Here is a 14,576-nt window from a genome sequence, read left to right on the forward strand (position 1 = left end):
CACCCCCACGCGCGCGTGCCCGTTCTCCTTGTCCCCGCGCCCGCCCCCTGCCCCCCGCTTCCTGCCCCGCTCAGGCGTGGCAGGCCACCGGCTTCCCGCCGTTCATCGCCGCCATGTCGCCGAAGACCGTCAGCGGGTCCAGCGGGTGCCCCTCCGGGAGCCCGTCCAGCTCCGCGTACGCCCGGTGCAGGTTGGCCACGAGCCGCTCGCTCTCCCGCCAGGCGGCGAACTCGCCCAGGTCGGTGCGGCGGGCGGTCTCCAGCGGCGGGTCGCCCTTCGCGCGGCCCTCGGCGGCCAGCTCCGCGACCCACCGCAGATAGCGCTCGGTGGCGTCGTAGGCGGTGGGGTCCGTCACCGGCCCGTGGCCCGGCACCACCCGCGCCGCGTCCAGCGACCGCAGCACGTCGAGCGCGCGCAGCGAACCGGCCAGCGACCCCATCGGCAGGAACGGCGTCCCGCCCTGGAAGACCAGGTCCCCGGTGAAGACCACGCCCTGCTCCGGCAGGTGCACGATCGAGTCGCCGGTGGTGTGCGCGGGCCCCGGGTGCAGCACCCGCACCTCGATCCCGCCCGCGTGCACCGTCAGCCGGTCGCGGTAGGTGATGTCCGGCGGGGTGATCTCCACCCGGCCGAAGTCGGTCCCCGGCCACAGCAGGTGCAGCTGGTGCCCGGCGTCCAGCTGCTCGGACCGGCAGTTCTCGTGCCCGACGACCCGGGCCTCCGGCCGGAACACTCCGTTTCCGTAGGTGTGGTCGCCGTGGTGGTGGGTGTTGACGACGGTGCGGGGCAGCGGCAGCCCCTCGGCGAGCACCGCCTCGCGCAGCAGCAGGGCGCGCCGCTCGGTGGCGGTGGTGTCGACGAGCAGCGACTCGCCCGCGTCGCCGAGGAAGCCGGCGTTGTTCAGGCACCAGCCGCCGTCCGGCTGGACGTAGGCGTGGACGTGCGGCGCGAGCGTGACCACGTACGGTTCGGTTGCAGGCACGGTGGTTCCCCCCGGGAACGAAGATCGACGTGACAGGGCGAAGCCTGCCACCCGGAGCCCCGCCCGGTGACCGGATCCCGGGGACCGGACAGCGAGGGGCGGACCGCGAGGGGGCGGACCGCGCGGAGCGGTCCCCGAAGGCGGAAGCCCGAAGCCGGAAGCCGAGAACCCCGGGGTCCTGGCCCGCCCGGTCGCGTCCGGCTTGCGGAGCGTCCCGTCCCCGCCGAGGGTCGAAGACATGAAGGCGATCAGCTACCGCCGGTACGGCGGCCCCGAGGTCCTGGAGTACGGCGAGCTGCCCGACCCGAAGGTGGGACCCGACGAGGTCCTGGTCAAGGTCCGGGCGGCGGCGGTCAACCCGGTCGACTGGAAGGCCCAGGCGGGCTATCTCGACGGCATGATCGACGCCGTCTTCCCGGTCGTCCCCGGCTGGGACGTCTCCGGGGTCGTCGTCCGCCCCGGCGTCTCCGTCACCGAGTACGCCGAGGGCGACGAGGTGATGGGGTACGTCCGGGAGGACTTCCTCTCCCACGGCACCTTCGCCGAGTACGTCTCCGCCCCCCTGCGCACCCTCGCCCGCAAGCCGCGCACCTGCTCCTTCGAGGAGGCCGCCGGACTGCCCCTGGTCGGCCTGACCGCCTACCAGGCCCTGCGCACCGCGCTCTCGGTGCGCTCCGGGGAGACGGTCCTGGTGCTCGCCGCGGCCGGCGGGGTCGGCTCGGCGGCGGTGCAGATCGCCCGGCACCTCGGCTGCCGGGTCCTCGGCGCCGTCCGCGAGTCGGGCCGTGAGCGGGTGGAGGCACTGGGCGCCGAGCCGGTCCTCTTCGACGAGCCGACCTTCGCCGCCCAGATCGGGGCGCTCGCCCCGCGGGGCGTGGACGCGGTCCTCGACACCCTCGGCGGCCCCTTCCTCCCGCACGCGGCACGGCTGCTGGCCCCCGGCGGCCGGCTCGCCTCCATCGCCGACGGCGAGGTCCTGGCACTCGGCGGCCGCTACTACTGGGTCCGCCCGGACGCCGCCGACCTGGCCGCCCTCGCCGACCTCGTCGACGAGGGAGTCCTGGGGGTGCGGGTGGCACGGACCTTCCCGCTGGAACGGGCCGCCGACGCCCAGCGCGCCGGCGCCGAGGGCGGCCTCCAGGGCAAGGTCGTCGTCACGGTCCCGTAGCCCCCGGGCGTCCTCGCCGCCCCCTGAACGCCGACCGGGCCCGTGCCGCTCGGCGGCCCCGGGCCCGGCCCGGGCGCCGTCACCAGATCAGTGCCGCCCCGCACACCGCCAGGGCCACCGTGCACCCGGCGGCGAGGACCGCGCCGCGCACCGACAGGACGCGCGGCCGGGCGGTGTCCAGGGAGCGGATCCGCCGGTGGGCGACGGCCAGGAAGCCGACCCACAGCAGCGCGGACAGGGCGAGCCCGGTCAGCCCCGCCGCCGTGGCACCGTCCATGAAGGCCAGCTTGATCGCGAGCACCGCGACGACCGTGCAGGACAGCGTGGTCCGCCGCCACGCGAGCCGGGTCCGCTCCGGCTGGAGCCCCGGGTCGCGGGCCTCGTCCCCCGGAGCCGTCGCGCCCGCCACTAGGCCGCGCCTTCCGGATCGTGCCGGGCTCGCGACGCCCGGCACCGCACCTCGCCGCGACGTCGGCGGTCGCCGATGCTCCGCACCGCTTCCCTCCTCCGCCTCGCGAGCGCACGCACCGGACGCCGCTCCCTGATCCGACCCGACCCGAACGACACGGCCTACCCGGCCCGGCCGAAGACCACGAGCACCACCATCGCGATCGCCACCACCGCGACGGTGAGGCTCAGCACCGCCGGGAAGCGGGAGACGGGCAGGTCCTCGCCCCGGCGCATGGCCCGCTCGCAGCGGATCCAGTGGTTCACCGCGCGCAGCGCGCAGAGCACGCCGGCGGCGAGCAGTGCGAGCGCGAGCCCGACCCGCACCGCCCAGCGCAGGTCCGGCAGGAACTGGTCGACGGCGAAGCCGCCGCCGATGAGGGCGAGCGCGGTGCGGATCCAGGCGAGGAAGGTCCGCTCGTTGGCGAGGGAGAAGCGGTAGTCGGGGGTCTCGCCCTCCTCCCGGATGCGCCGCGGCGCGAACCACAGGCTCAGGCCCTGCACGAATCGACTCACTCCGGCACCCTAACGGCCCGCCCCCGGCCCCCCGGCCCCCGCCTCCAGCCGTTCGTACGCCTCCAGCCCGTCCGGCACCCAGTCCCAGGCCCCGGCCGCGCCGGGGAGCCGCTCCCGCAGCTCGTCCCCGGTCAGGAAGGCGTGCCAGGCGACCTCCTCGACCTGCGGCCGCACCGGCAGGTCGCAGCGGACCTCGTACACGGACGACCACCACTTCCCGGCCACACCGCCGGAGTCGTACAGGAACTTGAAGAGGAAGCCGGGCCGAGGCAGTCCGGAGACGCCCAGCTCCTCCTCGGCCTCGCGCAGCGCGGCGTCCTCGTAGGACTCGCCGGCGCCGACGACCCCGCCGACGAACAGGTCGTACATCGAGGGGAAGACCAGCTTGTCCGGGGTCCTGCGGTGGACGAAGGTCCGGCCCTCGGCGTCCCGCACGCGGACGAACACGCAGCGGTGGATCAGGCCCCGCGCGTACACCTCGCCGCGCGGGGCCCGCCCGACCACCCGGTCCTGCTCGTCGACGACGTCCAGCACTTCTTCGGAGGAGCTCATGCGCCCATCCAACCAGCAGGCCCCGCCGGGCCCACCACCCCGCGGCGGGCTCCGGGCCCACCGCCCCGCGGCGCGCTCCGGGCTCACCACCCCGCGGCAGGCTCCGGTTTCACCGCCCCACGGCGCGCTCCGGGCTCACTGCCCCATGACGTACTTGACGGTGGGGCCGGTGGTCCAGCCGCCGTCCACGGCGAGCTCGGCGCCCGTCACGTACGAGGCGGCGTCCGAGAGCAGGAAGACGACCGCGCCGGCGATCTCGTCGGCCTCGCCGACCCGGCCCATCGGGGTGTTGGGGTACATGCCCTCGCCCCGCTGGATGCCGACCGAGGCGGTCATCGGGGTGTAGGTCATGCCCGGGTGGACCGAGTTGACCCGGATCCTGGAGGTGCCCAGCTCGACCGCGCCGATCTTGGTGAGGCCGCGCACGCCCCACTTGGAGGCGCCGTAGCCGGCGGTCAGGGCGAGGCCCATCAGGCCGGCCGCGGAGGAGATGTTGACGATGGAACCGCCGCCGGCCTCCCTCATCGCCGGGATCGCGGCCTTCATGCCGATGAAGACGCCGGTGAGGTTGATGTCGAGGACCTTGCGGAAGTGCTCGACGCTCTCGGTCTCCAGCAGGGTGCCGGTGGAGATGCCCGCGTTGTTCACCAGGCCGTGCAGGCCGCCGAACTCGGACACGGCGTACGCGACGGCCGCCGCCCACTCCTCCTCCGAGGTGACGTCGTGGTGGAGGAAGCGGGCGCGCTCGCCGAGCTCCGCCGCGGTCGCCTTCCCGTCCTCGTCGAGGACGTCGGTGATGACCACGCGGGCGCCGGCCGCGACGGCCTGGCGGGCCGCCTCGGCGCCCAGGCCGCGGGCGCCGCCGGTGATCAGGACGGTCTTGCCGGTGAGGTCGTTCATGGGGGGTCCTTTCGGGGTGGTGCCGTGCCTCAGGAGCTCCGGGGCCGTGGGGCCCGGAGGAGTGCGGTGGTGGTCTCGACGAGGTCGGCGAGGAAGAGCGGCTCGTCGGTGAGCGGCTCCGCCCCGTCGAGGTACTGCCGGGCCCGGTCGGCGAGCGCCGCGCCGACGACCGTGAGGGCCAGGTCCAGGCGCTCCAGGAGCAGCGGCCCGGGCAGTCCGTCCTCGGCCAGCCGGGCGGCGATCCGGTCGATCAGCGCCCAGTAGGCGGTGCCGGCGAGGGTGGGGTGGGGGGTGCGGGAGCGGACGCCGCTCTCGTGGCTGAGCTGCGCGGAGACGCGCAGGCAGCGGCGGCCCCGGTCGGTCCGCAGCTCGCTCGCCTCGGCGGTGACGAGGGCGGTGACCAGCCCGCGCACGTCCTCCCCGGCCCCGGGGGCCAGGGCGACGAGCACCCGCTCGGTGCGGGCCAGCCGGCCGGCCATGACCGCGTCGAGCAGTCCGGCCCGGGAGCCGAAGTGGTACTGGACGGCGGAGGGGTTGGCCTGCCCGGCGAGCCGGGTGATGTCCCTCAGCTGCGCGCCGTCGACGCCCTGGGCGGCGAAGAGCTCCTCCGCCGCGCGGATCAGCTTCTCCCGGGTCTCGGGTCCTGACGTCCTTGCCATGCATTCATATTAATGCTCGACATTAGAAAACGGGAGGGGTTCACCGGGCGCGAACGGTTGACTCGATACATCCGTGTATCCAAGATGCGGTCCATGCCCTACGACGCCGATGTGATCGTGATCGGGGCCGGCCTCGCCGGTCTCGTCGCCACCGCCGAACTGGTCGACGCCGGCCGGTCCGTGATCCTCCTGGACCAGGAGCCCGAGCAGTCCCTCGGCGGCCAGGCCCACTGGTCCTTCGGCGGGCTCTTCCTCGTCGACTCGCCCGAGCAGCGCCTGCTGCGCGTCAAGGACAGCCGCGACCTCGCGCTCCAGGACTGGATGGGCACCGCGGGCTTCGACCGCCCCGAGGACGACTGGGCCCGCCGCTGGGCGGAGGCGTACGTCGACTTCGCGGCCGGCGAGAAGCGCGCCTGGCTCCACGCGCGCGGGGTCCGCTTCTTCCCCGTCGTCGGCTGGGCCGAGCGCGGCGGCTACGACGCCACCGGCCACGGCAACTCGGTCCCCCGCTTCCACATCACCTGGGGCACGGGCCCCGGCCTCGTCGCCCCCTTCGAGCGCAAGGTCCGCGAGGGCGTCGCCCGCGGCCTCGTCACCTTCCGCTTCCGCCACCGCGTCACCGCCCTCGGCCGCACCGCGGGCGCCCTCGACACCGTCACCGGCGAGGTCCTGGAGCCCTCGGACGCCGAGCGCGGCACCGCCAGCAGCCGGACCGCCACCGGCTCCTTCGCACTGCGGGCCCAGGCGGTGATCGTCACCACCGGCGGCATCGGCGGCAACCACGACCTGGTCCGCGCCCAGTGGCCCGCCCGCCTCGGCACCCCGCCCGAGAAGCTGCTCTCCGGCGTCCCCGCCCACGTCGACGGCCTGATGCTCGGCATCGCGGAGAAGGCCGGCGCCCACCACGTCAACCGCGACCGGATGTGGCACTACACCGAGGGCATCGAGAACTGGAACCCCATCTGGGCGAAGCACGGCATCCGCATCCTGCCCGGTCCCTCCTCCCTCTGGCTCGACGCCACCGGCAAGCGGCTCCCGGTGCCGCTCTTCCCCGGCTTCGACACCCTCGGCACCCTCGAACACATCATGCGGACCGGCCACGACCACACCTGGTTCGTCCTCGACAAGCGGATCATCGGCAAGGAGTTCGCCCTCTCCGGCTCCGAGCAGAACCCCGACCTCACCGGGAAGTCCGTCCGCGGCGTCCTGGGCCGCGCCCGCGCCGACGTCCCCGGCCCCGTCCGGGCGTTCATGGACAAGGGCGCCGACTTCGTCGTCGAGGACGACCTGTCCGCCCTGGTCCGCGGCATGAACCGGATCACCGGCCAGGACCTCGTCGACGAGACCGCCCTGCGCCGCGAGCTCACCGCCCGCGACCGCGAGGTCGCCAACCCCTTCACCAAGGACCTCCAGATCACCGCGATCCGCGGCGCCCGCGGCTACCTCGGCGACCGCCTCATCCGCACCGTCGCCCCGCACCGCATCCTCGACCCCGAGGCCGGCCCGCTGATCGCCGTCCGCCTCAACATCCTCACCCGCAAGTCCCTCGGCGGGCTCCGGACCGACCTCTCCTCCCGCGTCCTCACCGAGACCGGCGAACCCCTCCCCGGCCTGTACGCGGCGGGCGAGGCGGCCGGCTTCGGCGGCGGCGGCGTCCACGGCTACCGCTCCCTCGAAGGCACCTTCCTCGGCGGCTGCGTCTTCTCGGGCCGCGCGGCCGGGCGCGCGGCCGCGAAGGCGGTCGGCTGAGGCGGCCGCCCGAGGCGGACGGGCGACCGCCTCGCCCGACCACCTCGGCCGAGGCGGACGGGCGAGGCTCCCCGGCCGCAGGGCCGGGCACGGCGAAGGGCCCCGGCCTCCGCTGCGGAGGCCGGGGCCCTTCAGGGCGCCGAGGGGGTCACAGCACCAGTGACAGCAGCAGCACGAACACGATGCCGACCACCGAGATGATCGTCTCCATCACCGACCAGGTCTTGACCGTCTGGCCGACGCTCATCCCGAAGTACTCCTTCACCAGCCAGAAACCGGCGTCGTTGACGTGGCTGAAGAAGAGCGAACCCGCGCCGATCGCCAGCACCAGCAGCGCCGTCTCGGTCGTCGACATGCCCGCCGCCAGCGGGGCCACCAGGCCCGCCGCCGAGATCGTGGCGACCGTCGCCGAACCCGTCGCCAGCCGGATCGCGACGGCGATCAGCCAGGCGAGCAGGAGGGCCGGGATCGACCAGTCCTTGGAGAAGTCGAGGATCATCTGGCCGACGCCGATGTCGATCAGCGTCTGCTTGAAGCCGCCGCCCGCGCCGACGATCAGCAGCACGCCCGCGATCGGGGCGAGGGACTTCTCGACGGTGGAGGACAGCCGCTCCTTGGTGAAGCCGGCCGCCCGGCCCAGCGTGAACAGGGCCACCATGACGGCGGCGAGCAGGGCGATCAGCGGCGAGCCGATGACGTCGGTGACCTTCTGGAGGCCGTTCGCCGGGTCGTCGACGACGATGTCGACGAGCGCCTTCACCAGCATCAGGACGACCGGCAGCAGCACCGTGGCGACCGTGACGCCGAAGCCGGGACGCTTCTCCAGGTCCTCGGAGGGACGCGTGGGGATCATGTGCTCGGGCGCCGGGATGTCCACCCAGCGGGCGGCGTACCGGGAGAAGACCGGACCCGCGATGATCACCGTCGGGATCGCGACGACCAGGCCGAGGGCCAGGGTGACGCCCAGGTTGGCGCCGACGGCGTCGATCGCGACGAGCGGACCGGGGTGCGGCGGGATGAGCCCGTGCATCACGGACAGGCCGGCCAGGGCCGGGATGCCGATCCGCATCAGGGAGTAGTTGCCGCGCTTGGCGACCATCAGCACCACCGGGATCAGCAGCACGATGCCGACCTCGAAGAAGAGCGGCAGGCCGATCACGGAGGCGATCAGGACCATCGCCCACGGCATGGACCGCTTGCCCGCCTTCGCGAGGATCGTGTCGACGATCTGGTCCGCGCCGCCCGAGTCGGCGAGGAGCTTGCCGAGGATGGCGCCGAGCGCGATGAGCACGCCCACGCCGGCCACGGTGTTGCCGAGCCCGGTGCTGAACGACTTGATGGTGTCGGCGAGCGGGGCGCCGGCGAACGCGCCGAGCGCCAGCGACCCGATGGTCAGCGCCAGGAACGCGTGCAGCTTGAACTTGGTGATGAGCAGGACGATGACGGCGATGCCGGCGAGTACGGCGATGCCCAGCTGGGCGTTGCCGGCCGAGGTGATCGGTTCGACGGCGTCCGCTGCCAGGGTCTCGACGCTGAGACTGGTCACGGTGGTGTCCTTCGTACGGGCAGGTGGGGGAGCGGAGCGGGGGAGGAGATCAGGAGGCGGACCGGCGCAGCGCGGCGACGGCGCGGGCGGCGATCTCCTCGGGGGTGCCGGACACGTCGACGGCGACGCCGGTCTCGTCGTCCTGGAGCGGCTCCAGGGTGGCGAACTGGGAGTCGAGGAGCGCGGTGGGCATGAAGTGGCCCCTGCGGGAGGCCATCCGCTCCTCGATCACCTTCCGGTCGCCGGTGAGGTGGAGGAAGACGAGCCCGGGAGCGGCCGCGCGCAGCCGGTCCCGGTAGATCCGCTTCAGCGCGGAGCTGCTGACCACCCCGCCGAGTCCGGCCCGGCCGTGCGCCCAGGCGCCGATGGCGTCGAGCCAGGGCTCCCGGTCCGTGTCGTCCAGCGGGACGCCGGCCGACATCTTGGCCACGTTGGCCGCCGGGTGGAAGTCGTCGCCCTCCGCGTAGGGGAGGCCGAGCGCGTCCGCGACCAGCGGGCCGATCGTCGTCTTGCCGGTCCCCGCGACGCCCATGACGACGACGACCGGGGGAGCGGCGGGGTGGGGGGTGGAGCTCATGGGGGGTGCCTCGCTGTCTTCTTCGACATCGGTGCTGTCTTCTCGACGTCCATCTGTCGGCTGTCATGAAACCCATTGGGTACGACGTATTCAAGAGCCTGTGACATAAAAGTCATACTTTTAATTCCCGGGAGACACCCGCCCTTCGCCCCTCCGCCCACCGGAGGTGATCGTCCGGGCCTCCCGCGCATAGGCTGGGCCCATGACGACACCGGGCCAGGGGCTCCACTCGCACGTCCTCGCCGCCCTGGGCCTGGCCATCACCGCGGGGGAGTGCCCGCCCGGCACGGTGCTGCGCACCGACGAGCTCGCCCAGCGCTTCGACGTCTCCCGCACGGTCGTCCGCGAGGTCGTCCGCGTCCTGGAGTCGATGCACCTGGTGGAGTCCCGCCGCCGGGTCGGCGTCACGGTCCTGCCCACCGAGAGCTGGAACGTCTACGACCCCCAGGTCATCCGCTGGCGCCTCGCCGGCGCCGACCGCCCCCGCCAGCTCCGCTCCCTCACCGTGCTGCGCTCCGCCGTCGAGCCCGTCGCGGCCGGCCTCGCCGCCCTGCACGCCACCCCCGCCCAGTGCCGCGAGCTCACCGAGCAGGCCCTCGGCATGGTGGCCACCTCCCGCGGCCGGCAGCTGGAGGCGTACCTGGTGCACGACATCGCCTTCCACCGGGTCGTCCTGAACTCCTCCGGGAACGAGATGTTCGCCCGCCTCGGCGACGTCGTCGCCGAGGTCCTCACCGGCCGCACCCACCACCACGTGATGTTCGAGGACCCCGACCCGGCCGCCGTCACCCTCCACGTCCAGGTCGCCGAGGCCGTCCGCGAGCGGGACGCGGCCCGGGCGGAGGCGCTGACCCGGGAGATCGCGGTCGGCGCGCTCAAGGAGCTCGACGTCCTCGCCCCGTGACGGGCCCGGAGTTCCGCAATGTCCCTGCGTAACCTCTGAACTAGCTCAAATCGGGGCTTTCAGTGAAATCGGTCACAGTCAGTGAGTGCCCCCTGCCGTGAGGATGTCGGCTGGCCGCGTCGGGCGACCCCCACGAAGGGAACCCGAGGGCGCGGCCGGGCCCCCACTCCCTCACGAAGGCGAACACCTCCATGAGTGACCGCGTCCTCGCGGCCGAGCCGCTGTCCGCCTCCCCGGCGGACCCGGCCGCCTCCCCCCACACCGACGCCGGCGACGCCGGATACCGCAAGGACCTCAAGTCCCGGCACATCAACATGATCGCGATCGGCGGCGCGATCGGCACCGGGCTGTTCCTCGGCGCGGGAGGCCGGATGGCCAGCGCCGGCCCGTCGCTCTTCATCGCGTACGCGGTCTGCGGCGTCTTCGCCTTCCTCGTGGTCCGGGCCCTGGGCGAGCTCGTCCTCTACCGGCCGTCCTCCGGCGCCTTCGTCTCCTACGCCCGCGAGTTCATGGGCGAGAAGGGCGCCTACACGGCCGGCTGGCTCTACTTCCTCAACTGGTCGACCACCGCCGTCGCCGACATCACCGCCGCGGCCACCTACGCCCACTTCTGGTCGATGTTCAGCGACGTCCCCCAGTGGATCCTCGCCCTGATCGCCCTCGCGGTCGTCCTCGCCGCCAACCTCATCTCGGTGAAGTACTTCGGCGAGATGGAGTTCTGGTTCGCGATCGTCAAGGTCGCCGCCCTCGTCGCCTTCATGCTCGTCGGCATCTTCCTCGTCGTGACCTCCCACGACGTCGGCGGCTCCACCCCGGGCCTGGCCAACATCACCGACCACGGCGGCATCTTCCCCAACGGCACGATGCCGATGCTCCTGCTCATCCAGGGCGTCGTCTTCGCCTACGCCTCCGTCGAGCTGTGCGGCGTCGCCGCCGGCGAGACCGAGAACCCCGAGAAGATCATGCCGAAGGCGATCAACTCGATCATGTGGCGCGTCGGCCTCTTCTACGTCGGCTCGGTGGTCCTGCTCGCGCTGATCCTCCCGTACACCGCCTACACCGGCGACCAGAGCCCCTTCGTCACCGTCTTCGACAGGCTCGGCGTCCCCGGCGCCGCCGGCGTGATGAACCTGGTCGTCCTCACCGCCGCCCTCTCCAGCCTCAACTCCGGCCTGTACTCCACCGGCCGCATCCTGCGCTCCATGTCGCTGGCCGGCTCCGCGCCGAAGTTCACCGGCGTCATGAACAGGGGCGGCGTGCCCTACGGCGGCATCCTGCTCACCGCGGGCTTCGGCGTCGCCGGTGTCTTCCTCAACTACCTCATGCCGGGCGAGGCGTTCGAGCTGGTGCTGAACTTCGCCTCCATCGGCATCATCGGCACCTGGGCCATGATCATGGTCTGCTCGCTGCTCTTCGTCCGCCGGGCCGGTCGGGGCGCGCTGGTCCGCCCCGCCTACCGGCTGCCCTGGGCCCCCTACACCCAGATCGTGACCCTGCTGTTCCTGGCCTCCGTCCTGGTCCTCATGTGGATGGACGGCGGCATCGGCCGCACCACCGTGAACTGTCTGCCGCTGATCGCCGCGGCCCTCGTCGGCGGCTGGTTCCTGGTCCGCCGCCGGGTCCGCGAGACCGCCGGAGACCGCGACTGAGCGACCCGCTCCCCCCGCACTCCCCCCACGGGAGCCGAGACCCCCGCAGGCACGGCCTGCGGGGGTCTCGCCTTTTATCGGGAGATAGTGGTACGCAGGAGGCTTACAAGATCCAGTCGGAGGAAGGGAAGTTCGCGATGCCGCAGCACGTCCAGGGGGTCATCGCCCCCGGCAGGAACGAACCGGTACGCGTCGAGACCATCGTGATCCCCGATCCCGGCCCCGGTGAGGCCGTCGTCAGGATCCAGGCGTGCGGCGTCTGCCACACCGACCTGCACTACAAGCAGGGCGGGATCAACGACGACTTCCCGTTCCTCCTCGGCCACGAGGCCGCCGGCACCGTGGAGTCCGTCGGCGAGGGCGTCACCGACGTCGCCCCCGGCGACTACGTGATCCTCAACTGGCGGGCCGTCTGCGGCCAGTGCCGGGCCTGCCGCCGCGGCCGCCCCTGGTACTGCTTCGACACCCACAACGCGAAGCAGCGGATGACCCTGCTCGACGGCACGGAGCTCTCCCCGGCCCTCGGCATCGGCGCCTTCGCCGAGAAGACCCTCGTCGCCGCGGGCCAGTGCACCAAGGTCGACCCCGCCGTCGCCCCCGAGATCGCCGGCCTCCTCGGCTGCGGCGTGATGGCCGGCATCGGCGCCGCCATCAACACCGGGAACGTCTCCCGCGGCGACACCGTCGCCGTCATCGGCTGCGGAGGCGTCGGCGACGCCGCGATCGTCGGAGCCCGCCTCGCCGGCGCCGCGAAGATCATCGCCGTCGACATCGACGAGCGGAAACTGGCCAAGGCGAAGGAGATGGGCGCCACCGACACCGTCGACTCCCGCGCCGGCGACCCCGTCGAGGCGATCCGCGCCCTCACCGGCGGCTTCGGCGCCGACGTCGTCATCGAGGCCGTCGGCCGCCCGGAGACGTACCGGCAGGCGTTCTACGCCCGCGACCTCGCCGGCACCGTCGTCCTCGTCGGCGTCCCCACCCCCGAGATGAAGCTCGAACTGCCCCTCCTCGACGTCTTCGGCCGCGGCGGCGCCCTGAAGTCCTCCTGGTACGGCGACTGTCTGCCCTCCCGCGACTTCCCGATGCTCATCGACCTCCACCGGCAGGGCCGCATCGACCTCGGCGCCTTCGTCACCGAGACCATCGCCCTCGACGAGATCGAGAAGGCCTTCGCCCGCATGCACGAGGGCGACGTGCTGCGCTCGGTGGTGGTGCTGTGATGGCCGCCCGCATCGACCACCTGGTCACCTCCGGCACCTTCAGCCTCGACGGCGGCACCTGGGACGTCGACAACAACGTCTGGATCGTCGGCGACGACGAGGAGGCGATCGTCATCGACGCCGCCCACGACCCCGCCGCCATCCTCGAAGCCCTCGACGGCCGCGCCCTGCGTGCCATCGTCTGCACCCACGCCCACGACGACCACGTCGGCGCCGCCCCCGCGCTCGCCGCCGCCACCGGCGCCCGCGTCCTGCTCCACCCGGCCGACCAGCCGCTGTGGAAGCTCACCCACCCCGACCACACCCCCGACGGCGAACTCGCCGACGGACAGGTCCTCACCATCGCCGGCACCGACCTGAGGGTCCTCCACACCCCCGGTCACGCCCCCGGAGCGGTCTGCCTGTACGCCCCCGACCTGGGCACCGTCTTCACCGGCGACACCCTCTTCCAGGGCGGGCCCGGCGCCACCGGCCGGTCCTTCTCGGACTTCCCCACGATCGTCGACTCGATCCGGGAGAAGCTCCTCACCCTCCCGCCCGCGACGGTCGTCCGCACCGGCCACGGCGACTCCACCACCATCGGCGCGGAAGCCCCGCACCTGGAGGAGTGGATCACCCGGGGCCACTGAGCGAGAGGCGGCTCGTGAACCGCCTCTCCTCGCCCGTGAACGGGTCGGCGAACTCCAGCGCCGCCGCGAGCAGCCGCAGCGGCCGCCGGTGGTCCTCCGGCCCGTCCTCACGCACCACCGGATACAGCGGATCGTCCAGGATCGGCAGCCCCAGCGCGTTCATGTGCACCCGCAGCTGGTGCGTCCTCCCGGTCTCCGGCAGCAGCCGGTACCGTCCGAAGGCGTCCCCGATCCGCTCCACCAGCTCGATCCGGCTCACCGCGTTCGGCTCGCCCGGCACCTCCCGGGCGGCCAGCACCCCCCGCTCCTTCTCGATCCGGCTGCGCACCGTCACCGGCAGCCCCACCCCGGGGTCGTACGGTGCCACCGCCTCGTACTCCTTGCGCACCCGCCGCTCCTTGAACAGCAGCTGGTACGCCCCCCGGTCCTCCGGCCGCACCACGAACAGCACCAGGCCCGCCGTCAGCCGGTCCAGCCGGTGCGCCGGCTGGAGCGCCGGCAGCCCCAGCCCCGCCCGCAGCCGCGCCACCGCCGTCTCGGTCACGTGCCGCCCGCGCGGGGTCGTCGCCAGGAAGTGCGGCTTGTCCGCCACCAGGATCCGCTCGTCCCGGTACACCACGCCGATCTCGAACGGCACCCGCTCCTCGGGCGCGAGGTCCCGGTGGAACCACAGCCACCGCCCCGTCTCGTACGGCTCCGAGGCCGCCGCCGCCCGCCCGTCGGCCCCCACGAACCGCCCCGCGTCCAGCATCGCCCCGATCCGCTCCGCGCCGACCGCGGCCCCGTAGCGCCCGAGCAGGTACGCCCCCACCGTCGGCCAGGCCCCCTCGGGGTCCTCCGGCAGCCGGAGCCGCACCGCGTCGATCCCGTCCCGCTGCGGCAGCGGCGCGGCCGGCACCCTCTTCCTTCGCACGGCTCCGCCTCACCTCGTCCGCATACGCGAAAGTCCCGGCCGAGAGAACTCGACCGGGACTTCTACTGGTGTCCGAGGGGGGACTTGAACCCCCACGCCCGATAAAGGGCACTAGCACCTCAAGCTAGCGCGTCTGCCATTCCGCCACCCGGACAGGGTGTG

The 14,576-nt window shown here is 73.3% G+C and carries 15 protein-coding genes and 1 tRNA gene; 6 read left to right on the forward strand and 10 right to left on the reverse strand.

Annotation, left to right across the window (positions count from 1 at the left end):
* Nucleotides 1–70 precede the first annotated feature (70 nt).
* Nucleotides 71–982, reverse strand: a complete 912-nt coding sequence (locus tag IE326_RS31060; RefSeq protein WP_190043921.1) for an MBL fold metallo-hydrolase — start codon at nt 980–982, stop codon at nt 71–73.
* Between the two features lie 238 nt (nt 983–1,220).
* On the opposite strand from IE326_RS31060, the gene IE326_RS31065 reads away from it, so the two are divergent.
* On the forward strand, nt 1,221–2,150 hold the full coding sequence (locus IE326_RS31065; RefSeq protein WP_150227409.1) for an NADP-dependent oxidoreductase: 930 nt from the start codon (nt 1,221–1,223) through the stop codon (nt 2,148–2,150).
* 79 nt (nt 2,151–2,229) lie between these two features.
* Here the strand turns inward: IE326_RS31065 and IE326_RS31070 are convergent, their stop codons facing one another.
* The 5 genes from IE326_RS31070 to IE326_RS31090 all read right to left on the reverse strand — a co-directional run bounded on the left by IE326_RS31070 (nt 2,230) and on the right by IE326_RS31090 (nt 5,224).
* Nucleotides 2,230–2,559, reverse strand: coding sequence for a DUF202 domain-containing protein (locus tag IE326_RS31070; RefSeq protein WP_150227408.1), 330 nt, complete (start codon nt 2,557–2,559; stop codon nt 2,230–2,232).
* A 161-nt stretch (nt 2,560–2,720) separates the two neighbouring features.
* Nucleotides 2,721–3,113, reverse strand: coding sequence for a YidH family protein (locus IE326_RS31075; RefSeq protein ID WP_150227407.1), 393 nt, complete (start codon nt 3,111–3,113; stop codon nt 2,721–2,723).
* Between the two features lie 9 nt (nt 3,114–3,122).
* Nucleotides 3,123–3,665: an NUDIX hydrolase gene (locus IE326_RS31080; RefSeq protein ID WP_190043922.1), complete on the reverse strand. Its 543-nt coding sequence runs from the start codon at nt 3,663–3,665 to the stop codon at nt 3,123–3,125.
* Between the two features lie 135 nt (nt 3,666–3,800).
* Nucleotides 3,801–4,565: a glucose 1-dehydrogenase gene (locus IE326_RS31085; RefSeq protein ID WP_150227405.1), complete on the reverse strand. Its 765-nt coding sequence runs from the start codon at nt 4,563–4,565 to the stop codon at nt 3,801–3,803.
* Between the two features lie 29 nt (nt 4,566–4,594).
* Nucleotides 4,595–5,224: a TetR/AcrR family transcriptional regulator gene (locus tag IE326_RS31090; protein ID WP_150227404.1), complete on the reverse strand. Its 630-nt coding sequence runs from the start codon at nt 5,222–5,224 to the stop codon at nt 4,595–4,597.
* A gap of 93 nt (nt 5,225–5,317) precedes the next feature.
* Between IE326_RS31090 and IE326_RS31095 the strand changes: the two genes are divergently transcribed.
* Complete coding sequence (locus IE326_RS31095) at nt 5,318–6,973, forward strand: FAD-binding dehydrogenase (RefSeq protein WP_190043923.1); 1,656 nt, start codon at nt 5,318–5,320, stop codon at nt 6,971–6,973.
* Between the two features lie 148 nt (nt 6,974–7,121).
* Here IE326_RS31095 and IE326_RS31100 read toward each other — a convergent pair whose 3' ends face one another.
* Together IE326_RS31100 and IE326_RS31105 are read right to left on the reverse strand one after the other, a co-directional pair.
* Entirely contained in the window at nt 7,122–8,519 is a 1,398-nt protein-coding gene (locus IE326_RS31100) for a GntT/GntP/DsdX family permease (RefSeq protein ID WP_150227402.1), read from the reverse strand.
* A 49-nt stretch (nt 8,520–8,568) separates the two neighbouring features.
* Nucleotides 8,569–9,096 carry a gluconokinase gene (locus tag IE326_RS31105; RefSeq protein WP_190043924.1) on the reverse strand — a complete coding sequence of 176 codons (528 nt, stop codon included), beginning with the start codon at nt 9,094–9,096 and terminating at the stop codon, nt 8,569–8,571.
* Between the two features lie 202 nt (nt 9,097–9,298).
* Between IE326_RS31105 and IE326_RS31110 the strand changes: the two genes are divergently transcribed.
* The 4 genes from IE326_RS31110 (at nt 9,299) to IE326_RS31125 (ending at nt 13,501) form a co-directional block, all read left to right on the forward strand.
* Nucleotides 9,299–10,000, forward strand: coding sequence for a FadR/GntR family transcriptional regulator (locus tag IE326_RS31110; RefSeq protein WP_150227400.1), 702 nt, complete (start codon nt 9,299–9,301; stop codon nt 9,998–10,000).
* 191 nt (nt 10,001–10,191) lie between these two features.
* Complete coding sequence (locus IE326_RS31115) at nt 10,192–11,649, forward strand: amino acid permease (RefSeq protein WP_190043925.1); 1,458 nt, start codon at nt 10,192–10,194, stop codon at nt 11,647–11,649.
* 137 nt (nt 11,650–11,786) lie between these two features.
* Nucleotides 11,787–12,872, forward strand: coding sequence for an S-(hydroxymethyl)mycothiol dehydrogenase (locus IE326_RS31120; RefSeq protein ID WP_150227398.1), 1,086 nt, complete (start codon nt 11,787–11,789; stop codon nt 12,870–12,872).
* Complete coding sequence (locus IE326_RS31125; protein WP_150227397.1) at nt 12,872–13,501, forward strand: MBL fold metallo-hydrolase; 630 nt, start codon at nt 12,872–12,874, stop codon at nt 13,499–13,501. Before IE326_RS31120 ends, IE326_RS31125 begins: the two co-directional genes overlap by 1 nt.
* Here IE326_RS31125 and IE326_RS31130 read toward each other — a convergent pair.
* Both IE326_RS31130 and IE326_RS31135 read right to left on the reverse strand, forming a co-directional pair.
* Nucleotides 13,485–14,414, reverse strand: coding sequence for a pseudouridine synthase (locus IE326_RS31130; RefSeq protein ID WP_190043926.1), 930 nt, complete (start codon nt 14,412–14,414; stop codon nt 13,485–13,487). The genes IE326_RS31125 and IE326_RS31130 overlap by 17 nt on opposite strands.
* Nucleotides 14,415–14,480: 66 nt before the next feature.
* A tRNA-Leu gene (locus IE326_RS31135) sits at nt 14,481–14,568 on the reverse strand.
* Nucleotides 14,569–14,576 lie beyond the last annotated feature (8 nt).

Source organism: Streptomyces filamentosus, from assembly GCF_014654895.1.
GTDB classification, from domain to species: Bacteria; Actinomycetota; Actinomycetes; order Streptomycetales; family Streptomycetaceae; genus Streptomyces; species Streptomyces filamentosus.